28 protein-coding genes are annotated in these 25917 nt (G+C 60.5%); 11 read left to right on the forward strand and 17 right to left on the reverse strand.

The genetic code is table 11. The features are described 5' to 3' along the window. Position 1: 1 nt before the first annotated feature. From modB to CD58_RS11425, 3 genes are all read right to left on the reverse strand, one after another. Entirely contained in the window at positions 2-682 is a 681-nt protein-coding gene (gene modB, locus CD58_RS11415; protein WP_025213130.1) for a molybdate ABC transporter permease subunit, read from the reverse strand. Further along, positions 683-1435, reverse strand: a complete 753-nt coding sequence (gene modA / locus CD58_RS11420; RefSeq protein WP_025213131.1) for a molybdate ABC transporter substrate-binding protein — start codon at positions 1433-1435, stop codon at positions 683-685. It lies immediately after the preceding gene. A gap of 226 nt (positions 1436-1661) precedes the next feature. Next, complete coding sequence (locus tag CD58_RS11425; protein WP_025213132.1) at positions 1662-2735, reverse strand: NAD(P)H-dependent flavin oxidoreductase; 1074 nt, start codon at positions 2733-2735, stop codon at positions 1662-1664. A gap of 149 nt (positions 2736-2884) precedes the next feature. On the opposite strand from CD58_RS11425, the gene CD58_RS11430 reads away from it, so the two are divergent. Further along, complete coding sequence (locus tag CD58_RS11430; RefSeq protein WP_025213133.1) at positions 2885-3373, forward strand: GyrI-like domain-containing protein; 489 nt, start codon at positions 2885-2887, stop codon at positions 3371-3373. On the opposite strand, the gene ada is transcribed toward CD58_RS11430, so the two are convergent. The 5 genes from ada to CD58_RS11450 all read right to left on the reverse strand — a co-directional run bounded on the left by ada (position 3337) and on the right by CD58_RS11450 (position 6695). Next, entirely contained in the window at positions 3337-4410 is a 1074-nt protein-coding gene (ada, locus tag CD58_RS11435; protein WP_025213134.1) for a bifunctional DNA-binding transcriptional regulator/O6-methylguanine-DNA methyltransferase Ada, read from the reverse strand. The two genes, CD58_RS11430 and ada, sit on opposite strands and share 37 nt — an antisense overlap. An 88-nt stretch (positions 4411-4498) precedes the next feature. Next, positions 4499-5179 carry a DNA oxidative demethylase AlkB gene (alkB, locus tag CD58_RS11440; RefSeq protein WP_025213135.1) on the reverse strand — a complete coding sequence of 227 codons (681 nt, stop codon included), beginning with the start codon at positions 5177-5179 and terminating at the stop codon, positions 4499-4501. Next, positions 5166-5894: a 2OG-Fe(II) oxygenase gene (locus tag CD58_RS11445; protein ID WP_080712537.1), complete on the reverse strand. Its 729-nt coding sequence runs from the start codon at positions 5892-5894 to the stop codon at positions 5166-5168. The genes alkB and CD58_RS11445 overlap by 14 nt, the downstream gene beginning before the upstream one ends. Positions 5895-6193: 299 nt before the next feature. Further along, the gene (locus CD58_RS31205; protein ID WP_200868911.1) at positions 6194-6364 is read right to left on the reverse strand and encodes a hypothetical protein; all 171 of its coding nucleotides are present in this window, start codon (positions 6362-6364) and stop codon (positions 6194-6196) included. 28 nt (positions 6365-6392) lie between these two features. Continuing rightward, the gene (locus CD58_RS11450; RefSeq protein WP_025213137.1) at positions 6393-6695 is read right to left on the reverse strand and encodes a DUF1883 domain-containing protein; all 303 of its coding nucleotides are present in this window, start codon (positions 6693-6695) and stop codon (positions 6393-6395) included. A 198-nt stretch (positions 6696-6893) separates the two neighbouring features. On the opposite strand from CD58_RS11450, the gene CD58_RS11455 reads away from it, so the two are divergent. Both CD58_RS11455 and CD58_RS11460 read left to right on the forward strand, forming a co-directional pair. Next, the gene (locus CD58_RS11455) at positions 6894-7244 is read left to right on the forward strand and encodes a hypothetical protein (protein WP_025213138.1); all 351 of its coding nucleotides are present in this window, start codon (positions 6894-6896) and stop codon (positions 7242-7244) included. Positions 7245-7353: 109 nt separating this feature from the next. Then, positions 7354-7584: a hypothetical protein gene (locus tag CD58_RS11460; protein ID WP_025213139.1), complete on the forward strand. Its 231-nt coding sequence runs from the start codon at positions 7354-7356 to the stop codon at positions 7582-7584. Between the two features lie 36 nt (positions 7585-7620). Here the strand turns inward: CD58_RS11460 and CD58_RS11465 are convergent, their stop codons facing one another. Continuing rightward, the gene (locus CD58_RS11465) at positions 7621-7902 is read right to left on the reverse strand and encodes a hypothetical protein (protein ID WP_025213140.1); all 282 of its coding nucleotides are present in this window, start codon (positions 7900-7902) and stop codon (positions 7621-7623) included. Between the two features lie 116 nt (positions 7903-8018). Then, positions 8019-8234 carry a hypothetical protein gene (locus CD58_RS11470; protein ID WP_025213141.1) on the reverse strand — a complete coding sequence of 72 codons (216 nt, stop codon included), beginning with the start codon at positions 8232-8234 and terminating at the stop codon, positions 8019-8021. 234 nt (positions 8235-8468) lie between these two features. Between CD58_RS11470 and galU the strand changes: the two genes are divergently transcribed. From galU to ahpF, 4 genes are all read left to right on the forward strand, one after another. Then, a complete protein-coding gene (gene galU / locus CD58_RS11475; RefSeq protein WP_003182953.1) occupies positions 8469-9308 on the forward strand; it encodes a UTP--glucose-1-phosphate uridylyltransferase GalU in 840 nt (279 codons plus the stop codon). A 318-nt stretch (positions 9309-9626) separates the two neighbouring features. Beyond that, positions 9627-10985: a glutathione-disulfide reductase gene (gene gorA, locus CD58_RS11480; RefSeq protein WP_025213142.1), complete on the forward strand. Its 1359-nt coding sequence runs from the start codon at positions 9627-9629 to the stop codon at positions 10983-10985. Positions 10986-11156: 171 nt separating this feature from the next. Beyond that, the gene (gene ahpC, locus CD58_RS11485; RefSeq protein WP_025213143.1) at positions 11157-11720 is read left to right on the forward strand and encodes an alkyl hydroperoxide reductase subunit C; all 564 of its coding nucleotides are present in this window, start codon (positions 11157-11159) and stop codon (positions 11718-11720) included. A 125-nt stretch (positions 11721-11845) separates the two neighbouring features. Further along, positions 11846-13408 carry an alkyl hydroperoxide reductase subunit F gene (ahpF, locus tag CD58_RS11490; RefSeq protein WP_025213144.1) on the forward strand — a complete coding sequence of 521 codons (1563 nt, stop codon included), beginning with the start codon at positions 11846-11848 and terminating at the stop codon, positions 13406-13408. A gap of 176 nt (positions 13409-13584) precedes the next feature. Here ahpF and gloA read toward each other — a convergent pair whose 3' ends face one another. Further along, positions 13585-14106: a lactoylglutathione lyase gene (gloA, locus tag CD58_RS11495; RefSeq protein ID WP_025213145.1), complete on the reverse strand. Its 522-nt coding sequence runs from the start codon at positions 14104-14106 to the stop codon at positions 13585-13587. Between the two features lie 194 nt (positions 14107-14300). Here gloA and CD58_RS11500 point away from each other — a divergent pair, with 194 nt between their 5' ends. Beyond that, on the forward strand, positions 14301-14837 hold the full coding sequence (locus tag CD58_RS11500; RefSeq protein WP_025213146.1) for a DUF4946 domain-containing protein: 537 nt from the start codon (positions 14301-14303) through the stop codon (positions 14835-14837). A 92-nt stretch (positions 14838-14929) separates the two neighbouring features. Here the strand turns inward: CD58_RS11500 and CD58_RS11505 are convergent, their stop codons facing one another. The 3 genes from CD58_RS11505 to CD58_RS11515 form a co-directional block, all read right to left on the reverse strand. Further along, a complete protein-coding gene (locus CD58_RS11505) occupies positions 14930-15295 on the reverse strand; it encodes a histone-like nucleoid-structuring protein, MvaT/MvaU family (RefSeq protein ID WP_025213147.1) in 366 nt (121 codons plus the stop codon). 205 nt (positions 15296-15500) lie between these two features. Next, complete coding sequence (locus CD58_RS11510; protein WP_025213148.1) at positions 15501-17063, reverse strand: EAL domain-containing protein; 1563 nt, start codon at positions 17061-17063, stop codon at positions 15501-15503. A 130-nt stretch (positions 17064-17193) separates the two neighbouring features. Next, on the reverse strand, positions 17194-18054 hold the full coding sequence (locus CD58_RS11515) for a LysR family transcriptional regulator (protein WP_025213149.1): 861 nt from the start codon (positions 18052-18054) through the stop codon (positions 17194-17196). A gap of 240 nt (positions 18055-18294) precedes the next feature. Here CD58_RS11515 and CD58_RS11525 point away from each other — a divergent pair, with 240 nt between their 5' ends. Continuing rightward, the gene (locus CD58_RS11525; RefSeq protein ID WP_025213151.1) at positions 18295-19239 is read left to right on the forward strand and encodes a DMT family transporter; all 945 of its coding nucleotides are present in this window, start codon (positions 18295-18297) and stop codon (positions 19237-19239) included. 251 nt (positions 19240-19490) lie between these two features. Then, positions 19491-20567, forward strand: coding sequence for a 4-hydroxyphenylpyruvate dioxygenase (hppD, locus tag CD58_RS11530; protein ID WP_025213152.1), 1077 nt, complete (start codon positions 19491-19493; stop codon positions 20565-20567). A gap of 174 nt (positions 20568-20741) precedes the next feature. Here hppD and rarD read toward each other — a convergent pair whose 3' ends face one another. The 3 genes from rarD to CD58_RS11545 form a co-directional block, all read right to left on the reverse strand. Next, complete coding sequence (gene rarD / locus CD58_RS11535) at positions 20742-21626, reverse strand: EamA family transporter RarD (protein WP_025213153.1); 885 nt, start codon at positions 21624-21626, stop codon at positions 20742-20744. Between the two features lie 162 nt (positions 21627-21788). After that, complete coding sequence (locus CD58_RS11540) at positions 21789-22802, reverse strand: aldo/keto reductase (protein WP_025213154.1); 1014 nt, start codon at positions 22800-22802, stop codon at positions 21789-21791. Positions 22803-22997: 195 nt separating this feature from the next. Next, the gene (locus CD58_RS11545; RefSeq protein WP_025213155.1) at positions 22998-24308 is read right to left on the reverse strand and encodes an MFS transporter; all 1311 of its coding nucleotides are present in this window, start codon (positions 24306-24308) and stop codon (positions 22998-23000) included. Positions 24309-24504: 196 nt separating this feature from the next. Here CD58_RS11545 and CD58_RS11550 point away from each other — a divergent pair, with 196 nt between their 5' ends. Then, positions 24505-25629 (forward strand): sugar diacid recognition domain-containing protein, encoded by a 1125-nt coding sequence (locus tag CD58_RS11550; protein WP_025213156.1) that lies wholly within the window; start codon positions 24505-24507, stop codon positions 25627-25629. The last annotated feature ends 288 nt before the right edge of the window (positions 25630-25917 follow it).

Below are 25917 nucleotides of genomic sequence, written 5' to 3' on the forward strand. Positions count from 1 at the left end.
ATCAGCTCCAGCCGGCTCGGGTCCGGCGGCTGGAATACAGCGCCAGCAGCACAAGGAATGAGAACACCAGCATCGCCGCCGCCAGCCAGTGGGCCTGGGCATATTCAAGGGCTTCGACGTGGTCGTAGATTTGTACGGACACCACCCGGGTTTTCTCCGGAATGTTGCCGCCGATCATCAACACCACGCCGAACTCGCCGACGGTGTGGGCAAAACCCAAAATGGCGGCGGTGATGAAACCAGGCCTGGCCAGGGGCAGGATGACACTGAAGAAGGTGTCCCAGGGACTGGCCCGCAGGGTGGCGGCGACTTCCAAGGGGCGGCTGCCGATGGCGGAGAAGGCGTTCTGCAACGGCTGCACCACGAACGGCATGGAATAGATCACCGAGCCGATCACCAACCCGGTAAAACTGAACGTGAGGGTGCCGAGCCCGAGGGCCTGAGTGAGTTGGCCGATCCAACCGTTGGGTCCCAGGGCCAGCAACAGGTAAAAACCGATCACCGTGGGCGGCAACACCAACGGCAGCGCCACCACCGCGCCCACCGGCCCGCGCAGCCAGGATTGGGTGCGCGACAGCCACAGGGCGATGGGCGTGCCGATGAGCAGCAGGATCACCGTGGTCAACGACGCCAGTTTCAGGGTCAGCCAGATCGCTGCAAAGTCGGCACTGGTCAGGGGCATTTAGCGTTGATAACCGTAGGCTTGGATGATGGCGGCGGCTTTCGGGCCCTTGAGGTAGTCCATCAATGCCACGGCGGCGGGGTTATCCCGGCCCTTGTTGAGGACCACCGCGTCCTGTTTGATCGGGTCGTGCAGTTCGGCCGGGACGATCCACGCCGAACCGCTGGTGACCTTGCCATCCTTGTAGATTTGCGACAAGGCGACAAAACCGAGTTCGGCGTTGCCGGTGGAGACGAATTGGTAGGCCTGGGTGATGTTCTGACCCTCGACGATCTTGCTGTTGACCTGGGGCGTCAACCCCAGCTTGTCCAGCACCTGGGTCGCGGCCAGGCCGTAGGGCGCGGTTTTGGGGTTGGCGATGGACAGGTGCTGGAACCTGTTGTTCTTGAGCACCTGGCCCTGGCCGTCGACATAACCGTCCTTGGCCGACCACAGCGCCAGCGTGCCGATGGCGTAGGTGAAGCGCGAACCCTTGACAGTGTCGCCTTCGCTTTCGAGCCTGGCCGGGGTGGTGTCGTCGGCGGCGAGGAAGACTTCAAACGGCGCGCCATTCTTGATCTGGGTGTAGAACTGCCCGGTGGCGCCGTACGCCGCCACCAATTTATGCCCGGTGTCTTTTTCGAAATCGGCAGCAATGGCCTGGATCGGTGCGGTGAAGTTGGAGGCGACCGCCACTTGCACCTCATCGGCCTGGACGGCGCCAACGGTAAAAAGCGTGGTCAGCAGCAACGGCGCGAAGCGGATGGGGCGCATGGATAAAGTTCCGTAAGGTCAGGTTCGCTATATAGCGGAATATATAGCGAATGGCTGACAAACGGAACGCGGCATTTTGCCTGGGGAGCGAGGGGCAAGTGCTGGCCCCATCGCGAGCAAGCTCGCTCCCACAGGTCCGGTGGTGTGTCCGGACTTGCCGGTTGTCCCCTATACCCTGTGGGAGCGAGCTTGCTCGCGATGGCGGCCTAACAGGCGATGGCGACTGTCAGGACCGCCCACGATTGTTGAATCGCGCCAATGCCTCTTCAGCCAATCGCCGGGTCAGCTCGGCTGTCGACAACTCGCGCCCGAGGGGAAACGCCTGGCCGGCCCAGAGGTTGCTGAAGTCCGCCTCATCCTTGGCGCGCAACGGCATCAACGCGCCGCCCGCCAGGGGAAACGCCGGCGCCATCGGGCTCATCGGGCCGACTTCGCGCATGACTCGGTTGACGATGCCTCGGGCCGGGCGACCGGTGAACAGGTTGGTGACGGCGGTCTGGCTTTCCTTGGCCGTGCGCAATGCCCGGTGATGGGATGCGCTGATCTTGGCTTCGGGGGTGAACAGATAGGCGCTGCCCAGTTGCACCGCCGAGGCGCCCAGGGCGAATGCCGCGACGATGCCCCGCGCATCGCCGATGCCGCCGGTGGCGATCACCGGCACTTTCACCGCATCCACCACCTGGGGCAACAAGGCAAACAGGCCCACCTGGGTGTTGAGGTCGTCGCTGAGGAACATCCCGCGATGACCACCGGCTTCATAGCCCATGGCGATGATCGCGTCGCAGCCGTGCTGTTCCAGCCAGATGGCCTCCTCGACGGTGGTGGCCGAAGAGAGGATTTTCGCGCCGGTGGCCTTTACCCGATCCAGCAGGGATTTTTCCGGTAGGCCGAAGTGGAAGCTGACCACTTTGGGGCGAAACTCTTCCAGCACACGGCAGGCAGCGTCGTCGAAGGGGGTGCGGTTGGACACGGGTGTCGGCGCGTCGAAATCGGCGCCCAGTTCCTGGTAATACGGTTTGAGCCGTTGCTTCCAGGCTTCGGCCCGTTGTTCATCGAACACCGGCGGCTGGTGACAGAAAAAATTCACATTGAACGGCTTGTCGGTTTGCTCGCCGATGGTCGTCAGGGCCTGGCGCAGTTGCTCGACATCCAGCATCGCCGCCGGCATCGAACCCAGCCCGCCGGCATTGCAGGTGGCGACCACCATGGCTGGCCCGGTCACCCCGGCCAGCGGACCCTGGATGATGGGCAGCTCGATACCGAGCAGGTCAAGAAGGCGAGTGTCTGGCCACTGGCTCATGTGCGGAGTCTCCTACGGCAGAAGGAAACTGCGTTTTTAGCAGGTGTGGCCGGGCCAAGGCCAGTCGAGTTTTTCAATTGAACGCCGCTGCTTGATCCCGGCGGCGGGAGGGTTACCATGCGGGCTTCACTTATCAAGGAGCCTGACGCATGGACGTAAAACTCAAGACCGTCGAACCCTTCACCGTGGCCGGTTTGCAGGTGCACACCCGCAACGCCGACGAGCAGCAGCCCGACACGGCGAAGATCGGTCCGATGTGGCAGCAGTTTTTCAACGAAGGGCTGTTCGACAGGATCCCGGCCCGGCAGTCGGAGTCGTTTGTCTATGGGGTTTATTCCAACTACGAGTCCGACGCCACCGGCTACTTCGACGTGACGGCTGGCGTGCAGGTGGATGCGACGAGTGCCGGTTACCCCGCCGTGGACATCGAGGGCGGGGACTACCTGGTGTTTTCGGCCAAGGGGCCGATGCCTGACTGCGTGATCCAGACCTGGGGCCTGATCTGGGCGTACTTCGCCGACAACCCGCAAACCCTGCGCCGTTTCACCACCGATTTCGAGGTCTACAGCGGCCCCGATTCGGTGGCGATCTACATTGGCGTTCAGTCCCCGGACGAGCGTTCCAGCGCCAGCAACTGACGCTTGCGCTCCACGCCCCAGCGATAGCCCGAGAGGTTGCCGTCGCTGCGCACCACCCGGTGGCAAGGGATCGCCACCGCCAGGCTGTTGGCGCCGCAGGCCTGGGCCACGGCGCGCACGGCTTTGGGCTGGCCGATGCGCTGGGCGATCTCGGCGTAGCTGGCGGTGCTGCCCGGCGGAATCTCCCGCAAGGCTTGCCAGACTCGTTCCTGGAACGCCGTGCCGCGCAAGTCCAAGGGCAAATCCAGGCCCAGGGCCGGTGCTTCGATGAAGCCCACCACTTGGGCAATCAACTGCTCGAATTCCCGGTCGGCGCCAATGAGGTTGGCGCGGCGGAATTTGTCCTGCAGGTCGCGCACCAGTGCGTCCGGGTCGTCCCCCAGCAGGATCGCGCACACGCCGCGTTCGCTTTGCGCCACCAGGATCGCCCCGAGGGAGCATTGGCCGACGGCGAAACGAATATCGGTGTTCTGCCCGGCGGCGCGGTAGTCGGCGGGTTTCATGCCCAGCACTTTGTCGGCGGCTTCATAAAAGCGGCTGTTGGAATTGAAACCGGCGTCGTACAGGGCCTCGGTGATGGAGCCTCCATCGGCCAGGCGTTCACGTACCTTGCGCGAGCGGTGGGCACTGGCATAACCCTTGGGGGTCAGGCCGGTGACTGCCTTGAAGACCCGATGAAAGTGGAAGGGACTCAAGCCTGCGTTTTCTGCCAATTCATTGAGCCCAGGCAGTTCTTCGGCCGCCTCGATCTGCCGACAAGCCGCCGCGACCCGGGCCGCTTGCTGTGCGGCAATCTGGGTCTGGTCCCTGGCCACGCGTTTGCTGGGACGGTAGCCGGCGGCCTGGGCCTGTTCCGGCGTGTCGAAAAACTCCACGTTACGCGGGTTGGGCAGGCGCGACAGGCTGCTGGGGTGGCAATAGATGCCGGTGGTTTTCACGCCGTAGACAAATTGCCCATCGGCGCGCGGATCCCGGGCGAGCACGGCGGCCCAGCGCGGATCCAGTTCAGGGGCGAGATGATTCGAAGTGCTGTTCATGGTCGTTATGTCCATTGGCCCGTTTTGGCTACAGTAGCGAGCCTGGGGAGCGGCGACACTCCGGGTCTTGCGGTTGAATTCTGCACCTTCATCCGGCGGTGCGAAACGTCAGGTTGAAGCGCTGGGCACCCAGGCGGGGATGCTCTCCCGCCTTGAGCGGCAGGACGCCGTGGTAACGCAACCGGTCCACGCCGCCCCAGACCACGATGTCGCCATGGAACAGTGGGACGCGCAGACTTTTGTCGCTGCGCTCGAACCCGCCAAACTGGAACACCGCCGGCAAGCCCAGGGACATCGAGACGATAGGGGCGGTGAGTTGGCGTTCGTTCTTGTCTTGATGCAGCGACATCCGTGCGCCGGGTACGTAGCGGTTGATCAGGCAGGAATCCGGCTCGAAGTGCTCGAACTGCGCCTGTCGGGCGGCGGCCTGGGCCAGTTCGCGGAACACCGCCGGCATGTCGGGCCAGGGGTGGCCCGTTTGGGGATCATGAGCGGTATAGCGATAGCCGCTGCGGTCGGTGGTCCAGCCCAGCGCGCCGCAACTGCTCAAGGCCACCGACATGGTAAAGCCGCCGGGCGTGACCATCTGCCGGAACGGCGCGGCCTGCAACACGGTTTCCAGGGCCGGCAGCAAACGGTCGAGCCAGGGCAGGGCAAAGCCACGCAGCACGAACGATTGCTCGCCGATCCGTTCGACCTGGCCGGGCGTCGTCGGCGTCTCGTCGGCGAACAGGTCCAGGGTGATTGGGTTGTCGTTATTGCGCATCATGAAAAATGATTCCCAAGGTGTGTCGCCTGCCGTCGTGCACGCGGCTGACGCCATGGCGCATGTTCACTCGATAATAACCGCGAACGCCCTTGACGGGCCGCTGGTGCACGGCGAACACCACCGCATCGCCCTGTTTCAGATCGATGACCTGCGGCCGTGACTGCATACGCGGGCGCTGCTCGGTCAGCACGAATTCGCCGCCGGTAAAGTCCTGGCCCGGTGCCGACAGCAGGATCGCCACCTGCAGCGGGAACACCTGCTCGCCGTACAGATCCTGATGCAGACAGTTGTAGTCCTGTGGGCCATATTGCAGCAACAACGGCGTAGGGCGTTGCTGCCCGGCGGCACGGCAGCGCTGGATGAAATCGGCATGCTGGTCGGGATAGCGCACCTCAACGCCCATGCATTCGTTCCAACGGTTGGCCAGCGGCACCAGCAGCGGATACAACGACTGGCGCAGTTGCTGGACGAGGTCGGGCAGCGGGTAACGAAAATACTGATACTCGCCGCGCCCGAATCCGTGGCGGGCCATGATCACCCGCGAACGAAAAAGCCCGCTCTCTGCGTATAAACCGCTGAGCATTCGACATTGCGTGGCGGGCAGCAGGTTGCGGATGAGCGCGCTGCCGTCCTGCTCGAGGCTGTGTTCCAGGGCCGACCCATCCAGGTGAATCATTCGTTGGGTCAGTGAGGGCAGATGTGGGGGAGTGGGCATGATGACAATCCTTGGTGCAAAGGATTGGTCAGTCTGGGGAGTGCTTCGTTGGTCAGCACCCCGGTTCTTGCGATGCATCAATGTCCTGAGTCGCTCCCGTCAGCAGGCACGACAAATCCCCTGTGGCGAGGGAGCTTGCTCCCGCTGGGCGGCGAAGCCGCCCCAAATGTCTGGTGCATTCTTGCAGGCAGACCGCGCTGGCAGGTTTTACGACTGCTGCGCAGTCGAGCGGGAGCAAGCTCCCTCGCCACAAAGCATCGTGCCCACCCTGGTGCCACAAAATTTATCAGGGTGAGTCTTTACAGCGCTTTACTGACACTGACGTCGCTGATCACATCCTCGGTCTCTCCGTGCAACGCTTGCAGGGCTGCCAAGGCTTCTTCTTCGGTGCCGTCCACGAGTTGCGCGAACTCGAAGCGGCGTTCGCCGTTGAGCTTGTACTTGATGACGTATTTGGTCGTCTGGTCCACGGTTTTGCCTTTCTTGAAAGGGCGATACTCAGCTCAGTTTCGAGCTGGAACGCCGGATGATCTTGATCTTGTGGGTCAGGGTCGGCTTGCGCGTGACGCTGATGGCCCGGCGGTTGACGGTGTCGATGGTGATGTTCCAGAACCCGGTGCTCGGTGCGGTGATCTTGGCCGGGAAGGTGTCGAACGCGCCGCCATGATAAGTGTGCCGGCCGCCGTTCTTGAAGCTGCGGAAGTTGGCGTCGTTCATCAAACGGATATTGCACATTTGGGAGCATTCGATGACGACGATGTCGTCTTCGTTCAGGTGCTCGCGCTGGTGGATGAATTTCATGGGCGCCTCCAGAAGGGCTTTTTCTACAAAATCAAACGATAGCAAGGAGAATGATGTGCAGTTTATCAGCACCAAGGGTTAATATCCGGCCCGCGTCCCAGGCTTTGTTCATTTATCGCAGGAAGCGCAAAAAAAGACAGTGGACCCTGGAGAAAAACAGCGTTTGCACTGTCCGAGGGTCTTTATTGGAGGAATCATATGAAGCGCAGCGTGTGGGTATTGGCATTGGCGATGAGTGGATGTGCGTCGGTATCGGACATCAACCAGACGCCACCCACCATGAGCGTTATCTCCGGAAAGAAACCCCATGAGTATGCCAAATGCGTCGCCGACAAGCTCGCCAGCAGCCGTGGCGCGCTGCAAATGGAACCCCACAAGAACGGCATGCGGTTGATCGTGCCGGGCAAACTCTCGAGCATGCCGGCTGCGGTGTTCGACATTGACGAGCGCTCCAGCGGCAGCAGCATCAAGCTGCACGAAAGCCTGTCCAACGTGCCCGTGCGCCCAGGCGATGTGCAGGACGCGGCCAACGCCTGCATTTCCGGCTAAACACAGTCACGACCTGACGAGCGGGCCGGGCATCGGATAAACTGATGCCCTCGACAAAAAATGCCGCCACGGTCAACGTTGGCGGCATTGTCATTTATGGAGTCAGTCGATGAAACGCGAGCAGGTGCGTGAGCGCCATGCAGAAGGTCTGATCTGTGCCACACATGTGATTCAGAACCCGGCGAGCCCGGGTGAATGGATCGTCTTCTTCAAGAAAGCCGCAGGGCGCAGTTTTTTCCTGGTGGATGACCAGGACGAAGTCGAATCCTTCAGCCGTCTCGATGACTTGATCGAGACCATCCGGGGGTTGGGGATCAAGTTCGCCGAGATCCACATCTAGCGTCCTGTTTCACCCATGAAACAGGGCTCCCGTCTTTTACTTGCACACCACCAGGACGCTACGGCTGGTGAAGTTGCCGACGCTGACCCCCAAGGTCTTGTCGCTCTCCTTGGCTTGCGGCGTGCCATCGGTGCCAACGATGCGGTAGCCGGTGCCGGCGCAGGAGGCATCCGCTTTTTCATAACAAGTGGCCCAGGAATTGGCTTCGCCGGAGCAATCGATGGTCAGTCCCTGTTCACCATTGTCCAGGTAGGTTTTTTCGGCCGAGGCACAGCCCGCCAAGGCCAGGACTGCAAACAGCGCCAGAAGTGTTTTCATGGAATCGTCATCGAGAAGGGAGGGGGCAGGCGCGAGATTATAGCGAATGGCCATCCCGGTACAGCTAAACAAAGCCCCGTTCAATGCCGGGCGTCATTTACTTGAGGCTTGTTTGTTTATTTCTTGCGACGAGGGCTGCGGGCCGGGGCTGATTCGCGTTCCCTGGCCGCTGGGGCAGAGCGGTCGTCCTGGAATACCGCGGCGACTTCTACCGCCATCGCCTTGCTAGGCAGCGGGCCGGCGACCTGCTCGCCGTGGTAGTTGATAATCCACCACTGGCCGTCCTTATCCTGGCTGACCGAATAACCGTTTGTGTTTTGTGTGACCGACATCTAGCTGCCTCGTTGGCGGGATCAAGGCCGCCATGATACGTCAAATGCTCGCAAACAGCGCTCATGGGCGTACAGTAGGACCGCTAAACCCATCGAGACGAAAGGCGATTGAACTATCCGCCGTTTTTTATTTCTCTATGATGGCATCGGTTGGCCAGTGCGGGCATTGTAAGGTGCCCGTCGCCTGATTAGACTGCGCCGAAACTCGTAGACACCGCCTTTTCAAGGACTTATATGATCAAGAAATGCTTGTTCCCAGCAGCCGGTTACGGTACTCGCTTCCTGCCAGCGACTAAAGCCATGCCCAAAGAAATGCTGCCGGTGGTGAACAAGCCACTGATCCAGTACGGCGTCGAAGAAGCCCTCGATGCGGGCTTGACGGAAATCTCCATCGTCACTGGTCGCGGCAAACGCGCCCTGGAAGACCATTTCGACATCAGCTACGAGCTGGAAAACCAGATCAAGGGCACCGACAAGGAAAAATACCTGGTCGGCATCCGCAAACTGTTGGATGAATGCTCGTTCTCCTACACCCGCCAGACCGAAATGAAAGGCCTGGGCCACGCGATCCTGACCGGTCGCCCGCTGATCGGTGACGAACCGTTCGCCGTGGTCCTGGCGGACGACTTGTGCGTCAACCTCGAAGGCGACGGCGTGCTGACCCAGATGGTCAAGCTGTACAAGCAGTTCCGCTGCTCCATCGTGGCGATCCAGGAAGTCGATCCGCAGGAAACCAACAAGTACGGCGTCATTGCCGGCGAAATGATCCGCGACGACATCTACCGCGTCCACAGCATGGTTGAAAAACCAAAACCTGAAGACGCACCATCGAACCTCGCCATCATCGGTCGCTACATCCTCACCCCGGACATCTTCGACCTGATCGAACAGACCGAGCCAGGCAAGGGCGGCGAAATCCAGATCACCGACGCCCTGATGAAGCAGGCCCAGAACGGCTGCGTCATGGCCTACAAGTTCAAGGGCAAGCGTTTCGACTGCGGTGGCGCCGAAGGCTACATCGACGCGACCAACTTCTGCTTCGAGAACTTCTACAAGACCGGCAAGGCTTACTGATAGCTACCGCGCCTTGAAAAAACGCCCCGACTGGTTCGGGGCGTTTTTTTGTGCGGGGAAAAGTCTCTCGCCAATCACCTATCACACAAGCCAAACCCCTGTGGGAGCGAGCTTGCTCGCGATAGCGGCGGGCCAGTCAACATCAATGCTGCTGATCCGACGCCATCGCGAGCAAGCTCGCTCCCACAGGAATTGCGCTTAACTTGCCCATTCGATTCAATCCGGCTGGCTTTTTCGTTTTCCGCCCCCATAACCAACCGCAACGCTGCCTCAGGCGAAAACAGCGGGTATGCTGATGGCCTGCCGAAGGAGATAGAAATGGCCTACGATTTTGACTTGTATGTGATTGGCGCCGGTTCCGGCGGTGTGCGGGCTGCGCGGTTTGCCGCCGGTTTTGGGGCGAAAGTGGCCGTGGCGGAGAGTCGCTATTTGGGCGGTACCTGCGTGAACGTGGGCTGTGTGCCGAAAAAACTGCTGGTCTACGGCGCGCATTACGCCGAGGATTTCGAGCAGGCGTCGGCCTATGGCTGGACGGCGGGCGAGGCGAGTTTCGACTGGGCCACGTTGATCGCCAACAAGGACCGGGAAATCAATCGCCTCAACGGAATTTATCGCAACCTGCTGGTCAACAGCGGCGTCGTGCTGCACGAGGGTCACGCCAGGATCACCGGGCCCCATGAGGTCGAGATCAACGGCCAGCGCTACACCGCCAAGCACATCCTGATCGCCACGGGCGGGTGGCCGGTGATCCCGGACATTCCGGGGCGCGAGCATGCCATCAGTTCCAACGAGGCGTTCTTTCTCAAGGAATTGCCCAAGCGCGTTATCGTCGTGGGTGGTGGCTACATTGCGGTGGAGTTCGCGGGGATTTTCCACGGCATGGGCGCGCAGACGTCGTTGCTGTATCGCGGCGAGTTGTTCCTGCGCGGATTTGACGGCGCGGTGCGCAAGCATCTGGCCGAAGAGTTGACCCGTCGTGGCTTGGTTCTGCAATTCAACGCTGATATCAAATGCATCGAAAAGCTGGACGATGGCAGCCTGAGGGTACAGCTCAAGGATGGTCAAACGTTGCTCACCGATTGTGTGTTCTACGCCACCGGCCGACGGCCGATGCTGGACAATCTTGGCTTGGAGAACACCGCTGTCACGGTGGACGAGAAGGGGTTTGTCCAGGTCAACGAACAGTACGAAACCACCGAGCCGTCGATCCTGGCCATTGGCGATGTGATCGGTCGTGTCCAGCTCACACCTGTTGCCCTGGCCGAGGGCATGGCGGTTGCGCGGCGTCTGTTCAAGCCCGAGCAGTATCGCCTGGTGGATTACCGGATGATTCCTACCGCCGTGTTCAGTCTGCCGAACATCGGCACGGTTGGCTTGACGCAAGAGCAGGCCGTGGAAGAGGGCCATGAGGTGCAGGTTTTCGAAAGCCGCTTCCGGCCGATGAAACTGAGCTTGACCGAATGCCAGGAGCGCACGCTGATGAAACTGGTGGTGGATGCCCGGACTGACAAGGTGCTGGGATGCCACATGGTCGGGCCGGATGCCGGGGAAATCGTCCAAGGCCTGGCCATCGCCCTCAAGGCCGGCGCCACCAAGCGCGATTTCGACGAAACCATCGGCGTGCATCCGACCGCTGCCGAGGAATTCGTGACGATGCGTACGCCCGTAGGCTCCTGATCGCCAGGCGAACATATGGCGAGCGTGCTCGCCATATTAAGTTTTCTTCTATCTATTTAGCTGTTCATAGCCAAAACCAATCATTCGCATGAGGTTTGCCAATGAGCCAGCCTGGGGATGAGTGGTTAAGATTCCCTCCATCAACTTTTCAACCCTGATGGAGAAACATCGATGCCTATCATCAACAGCCAAGTTAAACCGTTCAACGCTACCGCTTTCAAAAACGGCGAATTCGTTCCGGTATCGGATGCCGACCTGAAAGGCAAGTGGTCTGTCGTGTTCTTCTACCCAGCCGACTTCACCTTCGTTTGCCCAACCGAGCTGGAAGACCTGGCTGACAACTACGCCGAATTCAAGAAACTGGGCGTCGAGATCTACAGCGTGTCGACCGACACCCACTTTGCCCATGCGGCCTGGCACAACACTTCGCCAGCCATCGGCAAGATCCAGTACACCATGATCGGCGACCCAACCCACGTTATCTCCCGCAACTTCGACGTGCTGATCGAAGAAGTTGGCCTGGCTGACCGCGGCACTTTCGTGATCAACCCAGAAGGCCAGATCAAGATCGTTGAACTCAACGACGGCGGTGTAGGCCGTGACGCTTCCGAGCTGCTGCGCAAGATCAAAGCCGCTCAATACGTTGCCGCTCACCCTGGCGAAGTCTGCCCAGCCAAGTGGAAAGAAGGCGAGGCCACCCTGGCTCCGTCCCTGGACCTGGTCGGCAAGATCTAAGACCGTGAGTCCTTTGAGGGCGGTCATCCGCACTTAAGCAAGCCGCACCGCCCACAAAAAACGCCCGGGCGAGATTCGCTCGGGCGTTGTTTTTTCTGAAATTCAAAAAAATGGAAATCGCCCGTATGTTGGACGCCAATCTTAAAGCTCAGTTGAAGTCATACCTGGAACGGGTCACCCAGCCGATCGAGATCGTCGCTTCCCTCGACGACGGTGCGAAATCCCAGGAAATGCTCGCACTACTCAAAGACGTTGCCAGTCTTTGCGACCAGATTACTTTGCTCGACAACGGCACCGATGCGCGCAAGCCTTCGTTTTCGTTGAATCGCCCGGGTGCCGATATCAGCCTGCGCTTTGCCGGCATCCCCATGGGCCACGAATTCACTTCGCTGGTGCTGGCCTTGCTGCAAGTCGGTGGCCACCCTTCGAAGGCCAGTGTCGAGGTTATCGAACAGATCCGCTCCCTTAAGGGCGAGTTCAACTTCGAGACGTACTTCTCGCTGTCATGCCAGAACTGCCCGGACGTGGTCCAGGCACTGAACTTGATGGCGGTGCTGAACCCGAACATTCGCCACGTGGCGATCGACGGTGCGCTGTTCCAGGCCGAGGTCGATGAACGCCAGATCATGGCCGTGCCGAGCATCTACTTGAACGGCGTGAACTTCGGCCAGGGCCGCATGGGCCTGGAAGAGATTCTGGCCAAGATCGACACCAGCGGTATCGAGCGCCAGGCTGAAAAGATCAGCGCCAAGGACGCGTTCGATGTGCTGGTGGTGGGCGGTGGCCCGGCTGGCGCTTCAGCGGCGATCTATGCGGCCCGTAAAGGCATCCGTACCGGCGTGGCGGCGGAGCGTTTCGGCGGCCAGGTGCTCGACACCATGGCCATCGAGAACTTCATCTCGGTCCAGGAAACCGAAGGCCCGAAACTGGCCGTTGCCCTGGAAGAACACGTCAAGCAGTACGACGTGGACATCATGAACCTGCAACGCGCCGATGCACTGGTGGCAGGCAAGGATGGCGAGCTGCACGAAGTCAAGTTCGCCAGCGGTGCGAGCCTCAAGGCCAAGACCGTGATCCTGGCGACCGGTGCCCGCTGGCGCGAAATGAACGTGCCGGGCGAGCAGCAATATCGCAACAAGGGCGTGGCGTACTGCCCGCATTGTGACGGTCCGCTCTTCAAAGGCAAGCGCGTGGCGGTGATTGGCGGCGGTAACTCCGGCGTTGAGGCAGCCATCGACCTGGCCGGTATCGTGGCCCATGTGACCTTGCTGGAGTTCGATGTGCAATTGCGTGCCGACGCGGTGTTGCAGCGCAAGCTGCACAGCCTGCCGAACGTGACGGTGATCACCAACGCCCAGACCACCGAAGTGACGGGCGACGGGCAGAAGGTCAACGGCTTGCGTTACAAGGACCGTCCAAGCGCTGAAGTGCGCGACGTAGAACTGGAAGGGATCTTCGTGCAGATCGGCCTGTTGCCCAACACCGATTGGCTCAAAGGCACTGTCGAGTTGTCGCCGCGTGGCGAGATCATTGTCGATGCCCGAGGCGAAACCTCGATCCCTGGCGTATTCGCCGCCGGTGACGTGACCACCGTGCCGTACAAGCAGATCGTGATCGCCGTGGGCGAGGGGGCCAAGGCTTCGCTGAGCGCCTTCGACCATCTGATCCGCACCTCTGCGCCGGCCTAAGCAGCCGATAGCGGAAAAACAAAACCCCATGAGCCGTGGCCCATGGGGTTTTTTTATCGGCCATTATTCTGTGGGAGCGAGCTTGCTCGCGATGACGGTGGGTCAGCTTGCATCCATGCTGAATGCGTTGCCCTCATCGCGAGCAAGCTCGCTCCCACAATGGGTATCAGTACAACTTACAGCGGTGCAGGTTGGATGATCTCAACCCAGTAGCCATCGGGGTCCTTGATGAACGCCAGGCTTTTCATGCGGCCGTCGTTCAGGCGCTTCTGGAAGTCGCAGCCCAGTGCTTCGAAGCGCTCGCAGGCGGCAACGACGTCCGGGACCGAGATGCAGATGTGGCCAAACCCACGCGGGTCGGTGTTGCCGTTGTGGTAGGCGAACGCCGGATCGCTTTCGGTGCCATGGTTGTGGGTCAGTTCCAGGATGCCAGGAATCGATTTCATCCACTCGGTACGTGCCGCTGCATCCGCTGGAATCTGGTTCTTGTCCACCAGGGCCAGGAAGTACAGGCTGAATTCGGCTTCCGGGAAGTCGCGTTTTTCCACCAGGGAGAAACCCAGCACCCGGGTGTAGAAATCCAGGGACTTGGTAATGTCCTTGACCCGTAGCATGGTGTGGTTGAAGACGAATCTGGCCGTGGCCGCATCGGGTTGGGCAGTGACGCCAGGGAAAGTATTGAGTTCGTGCAGGCTCATGGGCCCTCCGGAAAATAAGTGGGGCAAACGGCGTAGCAACGCTGTTGCGACGGTTCCTGGGCTTGCGTTAAACGGCTTCCTTGCAGGTGCACCCATGATACGCAAAGGGGCGCGGCATCGCCAAACCGCGCGTGGCTATTGCCTGCTTCTGCGGCGGGCTTCAGACTTTACGATTGGCTTTTGAGTGCAACGTAATGATTCGACCGTTTCTTTCGCTGTTTGTCCTGCTGTTTGCCACTCTTGCGAGTGGCGCTGCCCAGGCGGTTGAGCCGCAGGTCGCATGGCCACCGGGTTGGGTCATCGAGCCGCTGCCCGCCGATGCGCCTGCGCCGACGACGGCACCGGGAACGACCCGACAACGGGCGACCAAGAGCGATTCGGCGGGCAATGCGGTGATGGTCATGGAGCTGACCGCGACGCCTGTCGAGCCCGATCATCAAGTCAACTTGCAAGGCGTATTACTGGAAATGCGTAAGTCAATCCAAAAGGATTTTTTCCAGGGTGGTTATCAAAGTGTGTGTAATAAGATCCATTCTTCCATGTTGGGCGAAGTCACGGCCTTGGAGACCACTTGCACGATCACGCAGAACGGCCGGCATGTGTTGTCTCAGACACTCGTCGCGGCACTAAATGAGGGCAAAGCTTATGTGCTGTCCTATGCGGGACAGGCGCAGGTGTTTGTTGAAAGCCAGGATGAAATACAGTCGGTACGAAATAGCCTGAAACTATAAGGCCATCAGCACAATACGCCGGGAGCAGGATCCAAAAGTTGCGCCCATAAAAAACCCTGAGTGTACTCAGGGTTTTTTTCATCCAGAGGATGTTAACCACGCAACCAGGAATCAACGGTGCCCGCACCGTATTGTTCTTTCCAGGCCTTCAGGCCGCGATGGTTGCCGCCCTTGGTTTCGATCAACTCACCCGTGTGCGGGTTCTGGTAAACCTTGACCACGCGTGCACGGCGGGTTTTAACGGGCTTGGCCGCTGGCGAGCCAGTCTTGGACGGCTTCGGGTCAAGGATCGCGATGATGTCGCGCAGGCTCTTGCCGTAGGTTTTCATCAGTCCCTGGAGCTTTTCTTCGAATTCGATTTCTTTCTTGAGCCCGGCATCGTTCTTCAGCGATTCCAGCTGCTTGAGCTGTTCTTGAAGGGCCCTTTCAGCTGCACGAAATTCAGCGAGTCTGGACAAAATCGTTACTCCAATCAGAATGTTTGGCTGATACCAACCGCAAACAAAGCTATAAGCCAAGTGCCTTGAAGCGACTCGGTGATAATGATTCTCCTGCTATCTAGCACAGGTAGAAAAAATTGTAGTAGTTAATCCGAAATGTGTAAATCGTAACTTTTTCGTTATGTAACAACAGCAAACGTTTTTATCCGTTTGAGCGTCGTCGTCAATAGATCGGCGGCGGGTAATTGCCATTAATGGCGGTCAAGGTCTCAATGAAGTCCTGCCCGCTAACCGGGCGGCCAAATAGATAACCTTGTAAAAAGTTCACCCCGTGGGCGGCCAGGTAATCGCTTTGTTCGAGCGTTTCGACACCCTCGGCAACAATCCCCAAGTCGAGTTTGCCCGACAGTTCGATGATGCTGTCAAGGATGTGACGCGACAGGGCGTCGGCACCGATCATCGCGACAAAACTCTGGTCGATCTTCAGGAAATCCACGTTGAACTGACGCAAGTATCCCAAGCTGGAATGACCGGTGCCGAAATCGTCGATGGCGATCATGACCCCCAGCTCACGCAACTGTTCGAACAATTGGTGAGTAATGGGCGTCGGTTCGATCAGCTCGCGTTCGGTCAGCTCCAACACCAGCGCAATCGTGCCTGCTGGGAAGGCATCCAGGAACGCGCGGCAATCGTTCACCAGCGCCAGATCCTGGCAGTGGCGCGCAGTGATGTTGATGCCGACATGAAACGGCGCTTCGAGCAGCGGGGTAAGAGGCACCAGCAGGTGCATGGTTTGCTGCATCAGCGCCCGGGTCATCGGCACGATCAAGCCGCTGTGTTCGGCGAATGGAATAAACAGGTCCGGGCGTACCAGGCCTTCCGTGGGGTGGTTCCAGCGCATCAGCACTTCGACCCCGGCCCAACGCTTGCTGTCGCCGTGTACGACCGGTTGCAGATAGGGCACGAACTCTCCCGCCTCCAGCGCTCGTTGCAACTCACGGCTGGGAGACGAGGCGCGTTTTTGCAGCCAGTGACCGAGTGTCCCGGCAATAACGCCGAAGACGATCAGTAGGCTGAACAGCGGCGGATACTCCCGGGCCATGTAGCGCCAGACTTCACCCTCATCAAAACCGGCTTCAACATTGAAAGGGTAGCGCGATGAGGCGAGGTCGCTCTGAGCGACTGCCAGCACGGGCAGTGGGGCTTGTCGAACCTTGCCGTCGGCCGCCAGCCAGTTCGGCCCGACTTGCAACAGCAGTCGGGTCTGCCCGCCAATCAGATTCAGGACGTTGGCCAGGTGATAACCATCGAGCGTCGCCAATGCCCCTTGCTGGCCCTCGTTGAGTCGGTAAATCAGCAGCGCAGTATCGGGTGTGACCGGGTTGCCGTTCATAAGCCACAACGTGCCTTGGTGGTAATCGCCGGGATTGACCTTTTCCTCGAAGGCGCCGAACAACGAACTGCAATACAGGGTGTTGTCTTGTATCAGGTTGGTCGAGCGGACAAAGGGCCGGCGCGTCACTTGTTCACGCAACGCCAGCTTCACCGCTTCGCAGGGTTGGCCGGCCAGGGGCAGCAATTCGCGGGCCGACGAGGCGGTGTTGTCGAGCATCAACTCGACCTGCCGGACCAGCTTTTCGGCAGTCTGCCGAGTCTGTTGCTCCAGCGTCCGTTCGGCTTGCAGGTAGAGGATGCCCACCCCTGGCAGCATCGGTAGCAGGGCGCAGAGCAGGGTGATCAGGTAGCGACGGGGCCGCGTGCGCGAACGTGTGGCGGTCAATGGCATCGGCACAACCTGTGGGACGAGAGGAAAGGGATCAAGGAGGGACACGTTGAATGCCGACTATGATAGATGGCTTGCCGGTCTCTTGCTCGCCGCGAGGGCCTCATCCCACAGGTTCGGTGTCGTACCTGGATCACTGCCGGGCCAGTTCTATGAAGGCCAGGGTCGCCGGTGAGGCCTGGCGGCTGTCCAGTACGGCGAGGCCAATCTGGCGCGGAACCGGCGGCGCCAATGGCCGCGTGACGAAACCCGGGTTGTCGCCGCCCGGTAGCGAGCCTTCGGACACCACGCTCACCGCCTCGCCGCGCCTGACGACATCCAGGGTGCTGAGCAGTTGCGAGCAACGAAAGCGCACGTTCGGTGTGAGCCGGGCGGCATTGAACAGTCGCGAAACCAGCTCCGAGGATCCGGCCTCGGTGAGCACGAAGGGATCGTTGCACAGGTCCTTGAGGCTCAGGCTGGCCTGGGCGGCGAGGGGATGGGCAGTGGGCAGCAGGGCGACCATCTGATCTTCCATCAGCGCGAACGTGTCGAAACGGTCTTCGGGCAGCACCACGAAACCGACGTCGATCCGTCGTTCATCCAGCCACTGGATGACTTGGCGGTCCGGCCCTTCATCGATGTGCACTTCGATCCCCGGGTGCAGGGCGCGGTAGCGTTGCAGGATGGCAGGCAACAATTTCATCGACGAAGTCGGGCCGAACGAGCCGATGCGCAAGGTGCCCCGGCGCATGCCCCGGGCGTCGGCGGCTTCCTGGCGCAAGGTGTTGGCCAGTCCGAGCATGGCCCGGGCCCGCAGCAGCAATTGCTGGCCAATGTCGCTGAGTTCCACCTGGGACTGATGCCGCCTGAGCAGTTCCACCCCCAGTTCCTGCTCCAGGGATTTGATGGCGTGGGACACCGCTGACTGGCCGATGCCCAATCGCGTTGCCGCAGCGGTGAAACCCCGCAGCTCGGCGACCAGGGAGAAGATTTCGAGTTGGGTGAGGGTCATGAGGAATTACTCATTTTACGATGATGATGCATGAGCCTGATGATGAGGCATCTGATTCGAATCAGAAAGCAATGCAGAACTTTGTGGCGAGGGGATTTATCGCCGCTGGGCTGCGTAGCGGCCCCAAACCTGACGACTCGGTGTGTCTGGAATTCGAGGGGGCCGCTTCGCGCGCCAGCGGGGATAAATCCCCTCGCCACAGGTTTTGTGAGTGACTTCACCTACAGGTTTCGGTGCACCATGAAAACGTTCGACCAAGCTGTCCCAACGCCTTCAGATCTGCCGGTCTACCTGAAGCTCGCCATGGTCACCATGATCTGGGGCGGGACCTTCGTGGCCGGTCGGATTCTTTCCGATGCCCTGGCGCCTCTGTTCGCCGCCAGCCTGCGTTTCCTGCTGGCCAGTCTCGCGTTGTTGCTGTTCCTCGCCCTGGCCCGGATCCCGCTGGTCCGGCCCAGCCTCAAACAAGGGCTGCAGCTGAGTGCGCTGGGGTTCTTCGGCATCTTCTTCTATAACCTGTGCTTCTTTTACGGCTTGCAGTACATCAACGCATCACGAGCCTCGTTGATCGTGGCCTTGAACCCGGCGGTGATCGGATTGGCCTCCTGGTGGCTGTTCAAGGAGCGGTTGGGCCGATTGAAAGTGGCGGGCATCGTGCTGTGCATCGGTGGGGCGGGACTGGTGATCGTCAGTCGTGATCCGTCCTTGCTGCAGAACGCCGCACAGGGCTGGATCGGCGACCTGCTGATCTTTGGCTGCGTGCTGGGCTGGGGCATTTATTCCCTGTTTTCCCGCCGCCTGAATGAAAGCCTTGGCCCCTTGCAGACCGTGACCTGGTCGATTCTGCTGGGCACGCTGATGTTGTGGCTGGCCTGCGGGGCTGCAGGCGAGATTCGCCTCGAAGCAATGGGCGGGTTGGACGCACGGCAATGGCTGAGCCTGCTCTACCTCGGCGTGTTGGGTTCGGCCCTGGCCTACATCGCTTGGTACGACGGCATTCGTCGGATTGGCGCGACCCGTTCCGGCGTATTCATTGCGCTCAATCCACTGACGGCGGTGCTGCTGGGGGCGCTGCTGCTGGACGAACGGTTCACGGCCTTGATGTGCGTCGGCGGCGGGCTGATCCTGGTGGGCATTTTCCTCTGCAACAAACCCCTTGCGCGGCCGGCGGAAAAGGCGATTTGATACAGAAGGCGGACAAACCTGGTTACGCTGTGTAGAATCGATTTACGCATACAAGAATAAACGTCTTCTGACAGCAGAAGCCTCGCCCGCAAAAGCCTTGGGTCGACCATGAAGATACTTGGGTTTCAACTGATCTACGGCGATTTCCTCGCCCGCAGCGTTCGCGGCATTTCCTGCGCGCCACCGCGTGCCCTCAGCATGGCTAGCAACTAACGTTTTTGGTTAATTGATAACAATGATGAGGCGCCGACATGGCAGATCTATACGAAAACCCCATGGGCCTGATGGGCTTTGAATTCATCGAATTCGCATCCCCAACGCCCAACACCCTGGAGCCGATCTTCGAGATCATGGGCTTCACCAAAGTGGCCACCCACCGCTCCAAGGACGTGCACCTGTATCGCCAGGGCGCGATCAACCTGATCCTCAACAACGAACCCCACAGCGTGGCGTCGTACTTCGCGGCCGAGCACGGCCCTTCGGTGTGCGGCATGGCTTTCCGGGTCAAGGATTCGCAACAGGCCTACAAGCGTGCCCTGGAACTCGGTGCCCAGCCGATCCACATCGAAACCGGCCCGATGGAACTGAACCTGCCGGCGATCAAAGGCATCGGCGGCGCGCCGCTGTACCTGATCGACCGTTTTGGCGAAGGCAGCTCGATCTATGACATCGACTTCGTGTTTATCGAGGGCGTTGACCGCAATCCAGTGGGCGCGGGCCTGAAAATCATCGATCACCTGACCCACAACGTGTATCGCGGGCGCATGGCCTATTGGGCCGGTTTCTACGAGAAACTGTTCAACTTCCGTGAGATCCGTTATTTCGACATCAAGGGCGAATACACCGGCCTGACTTCCAAGGCCATGACCGCCCCGGATGGCATGATCCGCATCCCGTTGAACGAAGAGTCGTCCAAGGGCGCGGGACAGATCGAAGAGTTCTTGATGCAGTTCAACGGCGAAGGCATCCAGCACGTAGCGTTTTTGACCGACGACCTGATCAAGACCTGGGACAAGCTGAAAAGCATCGGCATGCGCTTCATGACCGCGCCGCCGGAGACCTACTACGAAATGCTCGAAGGCCGCTTGCCGAACCACGGCGAGCCGGTGGCGGAACTGCAAGCGCGGGGCATCCTGCTGGACGGTGCTTCAGATCAGGGCGACAAGCGCCTGTTGCTGCAGATCTTCTCGGAAACCCTGATGGGGCCGGTGTTCTTCGAGTTCATCCAGCGCAAGGGCGACGATGGCTTCGGCGAAGGCAACTTCAAGGCGCTGTTCGAGTCCATCGAGCGCGATCAGGTACGTCGGGGCGTGTTGGCTACCGAGTAATACCTGAGCGCGAAAAAAGCCCGCCTGGCAGTGATGCCAGGCGGGCTTTTTATTGAGCGACACAAACAGGGTGGGAGCGGGCTTGCTCGCGAAAGCGGAGTATCAGTCGATACCAAGGGTGCCTGACACTCCGCTTTCGCGAGCAAGCCCGCTCCCACAGGTTCGGTGGAGGCCTCAGCCCCGGCGCCGCTGCCGCATCAGGTGCTTGAATCCCTCGAACACCAGCACCGCCACGGCCATCCAGATGGGGATGTAGGTCAGCCATTCAGTGGCCTTGATGCTTTCGCCCAACAGCAGCGCCACGCCCAGCAATAGCACCGGTTCGACATAGCTCAACAACCCGAACAGGCTGAACGGCAGCAGCCGACTGGCGACGATGTAGCACACCAGCGCAGAAACGCTGATCACGCCGAGCAGCGGAATCAGCAGCGACAGCCACGGATATTGATTGAACACCTCGAAACCCTGTTCGCCGCTCTGCACGAACCAGAGTGCCAGTGGCAGCATCAGGGTCATGTCCAGCCAGAGCCCGCCCAGGTTGTCGGTCTTGATGCGTTTACGCAGGATGAAGTAGAGCGGGTAGCCCAATACCACCAGCAAGGTTGCCCAGGAAAAACCACCTACCTGGTACAACTCGTTGAACACGCCAAGGGTGGCGAAGAACACGGCGACTTTTTGCAGGTAAGAAAGGCGTTCGCCATAGACGATGCGACCGGTCAGGACCATCGACAGCGGCAGCAGGAAATACCCCAGCGACACGTCCAGGCTGTAGCCGTTGAGTGGCGCCCACATGAACAGCCACAACTGGGCGCCCATCAGTGCCGAGGACGCTGTCGCCGCGATCAACAGGCGAGGCGTGGCAACCAGGCGCCGGATCAGCGCCGTGACCAGGTGCCACTCCCGTGCAACCAGCATGAACACGGTCATGCACGGCATCGTCAGCAGCATGCGCCAGCCGAAGATCTCCAGGCCGGTCAACGGTGAGAGCAGCGAGGTGTAGTAATACATGACGGCGAACAGCGCGGAGGCTGAGACCGATAGAGCGATGCCTTTGGACACTGAGGCCTCTTATTAGTGGGCAGGACGCCGTGGTGGTGAGGGATTTACTTGTGGCGAGGGAGCTTGCTCCCGCTCGGCTGCGAAGCGGCCGCAACTTAAGGGGCCGCTTCGCGGCCCAGCGGGAGCAAGCTCCCTCGCCACGTTCCTTATTTCAATGAATGATTATGACGTACGCGGCACTCGCCCCGGCACGAAATGCCCCACGTCATTGAACCCCGGTGTCGAGGCATGCCCCGGTGTCACCAGCGAATCGATGAAGGCTTCATCCTCCGCTGTGATTTTCACCGCCTGCGCCTTGGTGTAGGAATCCCACTGTTCCTCGGTGCGCGGCCCGACGATGGCCGAGGTCACCGCGCGGTTGTTCAGCACCCAGGCGATGGCGAATTCGACGATGCCCACGCCCCGGCCTTGGGTGTATTGCAGGATCTGCTGGGCAATGCGCAGGGACTCGACCCGCCATTCGGTTTCCAGGATGCGTTTGTCCTGGCGGCCGGCACGGCTGTTGGCGTCCGGTGCCGCGTCTGGCGCGTACTTTCCGCTGAGGACCCCTCGGGCGAGGGGGCTGAAGGGCACCACGCCGAGGCCATAGTTCTGCGCAGCGGTGATCTGCTCGGTTTCGGCCTGGCGGTTGACGATGTTGTACAGCGGCTGGCTGATCACCGGTCGGTCGATGCCCAGGCTGTCGGCGATCCGAATCACCTCGGCGATGCGCCAGCCACGGTAGTTCGACAGGCCCCAGTAACGGATCTTGCCTTGGCGAATCAAATCGCCAATGGCCGACACCGTGACATGCAGCGGCGTGTTGTGGTCTTCGCGGTGCAGGTAATAAATGTCCAGGTAATCGGTGCCCAGGCGCGTCAGGCTGGCCTCGATGCCGTTGAACAGGTGCTTGCGGCTCAGGCCGCTGCGGTTGGGCACGCCGTCCGCCGGGCCGAAACCGACCTTGGTGGCCAGCACCCATTCCTGGCGGCGACTGGCAATCGCTTCGCCGACGATCTCTTCGGAGCGACCGTTGGTATAGACGTCCGCCGTGTCGATGAAGTTGATGCCCTGGTCCCAGGCCTTGTCGATGATCCGCAGCGAGTCCTCGGTGCTGGTCTGTTCGCCGAACATCATGGTGCCCAGGGTCAAGGTCGAGACTTGCAACCCGGATTGGCCTAGCGTGCGGTAGCTCATGACAAGATCCTTTCATCCATGGGAAAGGCCCAATCAAACCCCAGAACCACCGCACGGATCAAACAGAATTCTCAAACACCCCCAAATCCTCTGTGGGAGCGAGCTTGCTCGCGATAGCGGTGGGTCAGTCAATATCAATGTTGGCTGATTTGACGCTATCGCGAGCAAGCTCGCTCCCACAGGGAAAAAAGAGCGTCAGGCGCGCAGGGTGCGGGTCATGCGCAACGCCAACAGGCTGCCGCAGACAATCACGCCGGCTAGCAGGTACAACGCCGCGTCGGTCGAGCCGGTGGCGTCCTTGACCCAGCCCACCAGGTACGGACTCAGGAAGCCGGCCATCTGGCCCATGGAGTTGATCAATGCGAGCCCACCGGCGGCCGCGCCGGCGCTGAGCAGGGCGGTGGGCACCGGCCAGAACATCGGCAGGCCGGTGAGGGCGCCCATGGTGGCGATGGACAAGCCAATGATGGCAATGGCCGGGGTGGTCGCGAAGTTGACGGCGATCAGCAGCCCGGCCGCGCCCATCAGCATGGGCACCACCAGATGCCAGCGACGCTCCTTGTGCAGGTCCGCCGAGCGGCCTACCAGCAACATGAACACCGCCGCCAGCAGATAGGGAATCGCACTCAACCAACCGATGACCAGGTTATCGCTGAAACCCAGGCTCTTGATGATCGACGGCAACCAGAAATTGATCGCGTACACGCCGCTCTGGATACAGAAGTACACCAGGCCAAAGGCCCAGATCGCCGGGTTCTTGAACACCGCCAGCAGCGAATCGGTGGTGGTCTGCGGTTTGTTCGCCAGGTCTTCGGCGTGGTCGGCGCTGAGCACGGCGCGTTCCTGGTCGGTCAGCCACGTGGCGTTGGCGAAGGTGTCGCTGAGCAGGAAAAACGCCAGTGCCCCGAGGATCACCGTCGGGATGCCTTGCAGCAAGAACATCCACTGCCAACCCGCCAGGCCGCCCTGGCCCGCGGCGAAGTGGTTGAGGATCCAGCCGGAGAACGGGCTGCCCAAAAGACCGGACACCGGAATGGCGGACATGAACAACGCCATGATCCGGCCACGTCGGAACGTCGGGAACCATTGCGAAAGGTACAGCACCACGCCAGGGAAGAACCCGGCTTCAGCCGCGCCGGTGAACAGCCGTAAGGTGTAGAACTCGGTGGGGGTGGTGACGAACAGCAGGCAGGTCGACAGCGTGCCCCAGGTGATCATCATCAGCGCGATCCAGCGTCGCGGGCCGAATTTGCTCAGGGCCAGGTTGCTGGGTACGCCGCACAGCACGTAGCCGATGAAAAAGATCCCGGCGCCGAGGCCGTACACGGTTTCGCTGAACTTCAACGCGTCGAGCATCTGCAACTTGGCGAAGCCAACGTTGACCCGGTCGAGGTAGTTGAACAGGTAGCAGATGAAGATGAACGGAATCAAACGCAGGGTAATGCGTTTGTAGACGGTACTTTTTTCGTCGGGGGTAGCCAGGATTGCAGCTGCGCTCTGGGACATGGCGGGTCTCTCTTTATTATGATTTTTTGCGGGCCAAGGGGTAACGTTGACCGCCCCTTGAGTCTCGGCCAGCCTAAGGGGTCGTGTCTTTGTGCTCGAGCACAGGGTTTGATCGCAGGTGCTGTGCGCCTGACCAATCGCGCTGACGTTTACACTCAAGACAATTCACCCACGCCGCTTGCAAGGAACACCGCCCATGTTCGAACTCGATCACGACTTGGCCCAGGACATCGTCGACCGGGCGATGGCGATCCTGCCGTATAACGTCAACGTCATGGACAACCAGGGCCTGATCCTCGGCAGCGGCGAACGCGAGCGGGTCAATACGCGTCACGAGGGGGCGCAGTTGGTCTTGGCCAATGGCCGGGTGGTGGAAATCGACGAGCGCACGGCGCTGCATCTCAAAGGCGTGCAGCCGGGGATCAACCTGCCGCTGATGCTCGACCAGCGATTGATTGGCGTACTGGGCATCACCGGTGAGCCAGAACAGTTGCGCACCTACGCCGAACTGGTGCGCATGACCGCCGAAATGCTGGTGGGCCAGCGTAACCAGCAGGCCGAGCAACAATGGCGCCGTCAGCGTTGCGATGACTTGCTGGCGTTGCTGCTGGGGGACGCCGGGGATTCGCCGCGTTTATTGGACGAAGCGCGACAGATGGGCCTCAAGCCGCAATTATCGCGGGTGCCCTATCTGTTCGAACTGGGCCTGGAGCACGGCCCCGGGCAGACCGTCGAGGCGCTGAGTGCCTGGCTGATGTCCCGTTACCCGGACAGCTGGTGCCTGACCTCGTCCAAATCTTCCTTGCTCTGGTGCCGACCGGCCACGGCCTCGGTGGAGAACGAGCGGCTATTGGCCAAGCTCGACGGGCTGGGCTGGAACATTTTGCGCGTGGCGGTGGGCGGCCAGGCCGAAGGGCTGACAGGCCTGCGTCGCTGCTACCGGCGGGTGGCGGACCTGCTGGCCTACGGACGCGAGGTGTTGCCGCAATCGCGGCTGCTGGACCTCAGCCGCTATCGCCTGCCGGTACTGCTCTGGCGCCACCGCAGCGACGATGGCCTGGACGAGTTGCTGACACCGTTGCGCAAGGTCATCGCCAAGGACAGCAACGGCCAGTTGCTCGCGACCCTGCGCAGCTGGTGTGAACACGATGGCCAGAACCAGGCCTGTGCCGAGGCCCTGGGCATCCACCGCAACAGCCTGCGCTACCGAATGGAGCGCATTGCCGAACTGAGCGGCGTGGACCCGTTGCGCCTGGACGGGATGCTGGCGTTGTACCTGGGGGTTCAGTTGTTGCCGCAGACCGAGAGCACACCGATATAAAACTGTGGGAGCGGGCTTGCTCGCGAAGGCGTCGTGTCAGTCACCATTGATGTCGATTGATGCATCGTCTTCGCGAGCAAGCCCGCTCCCACAGTTGATCTCTGTTGTACGCAGCTCTTGAGTTCATAACAGGCCCCTGTGGGAGCGAGCTTGCTCGCGATGAGGCCATATCATTCAACAACTATCACCCCGCCAAACCGGTGTTTGTGAAATTGAACAATAATGCCCGGTGTCTTTTGTGCGGCTGACCGGCGTCATGGCGCCGGTCAGCTGGCAGCATGCAGTGCA

The sequence above is a fragment of the Pseudomonas brassicacearum genome (assembly GCF_000585995.1).
In the GTDB taxonomy this organism is placed as follows: Bacteria; Pseudomonadota; Gammaproteobacteria; order Pseudomonadales; family Pseudomonadaceae; genus Aquipseudomonas; species Aquipseudomonas brassicacearum_A.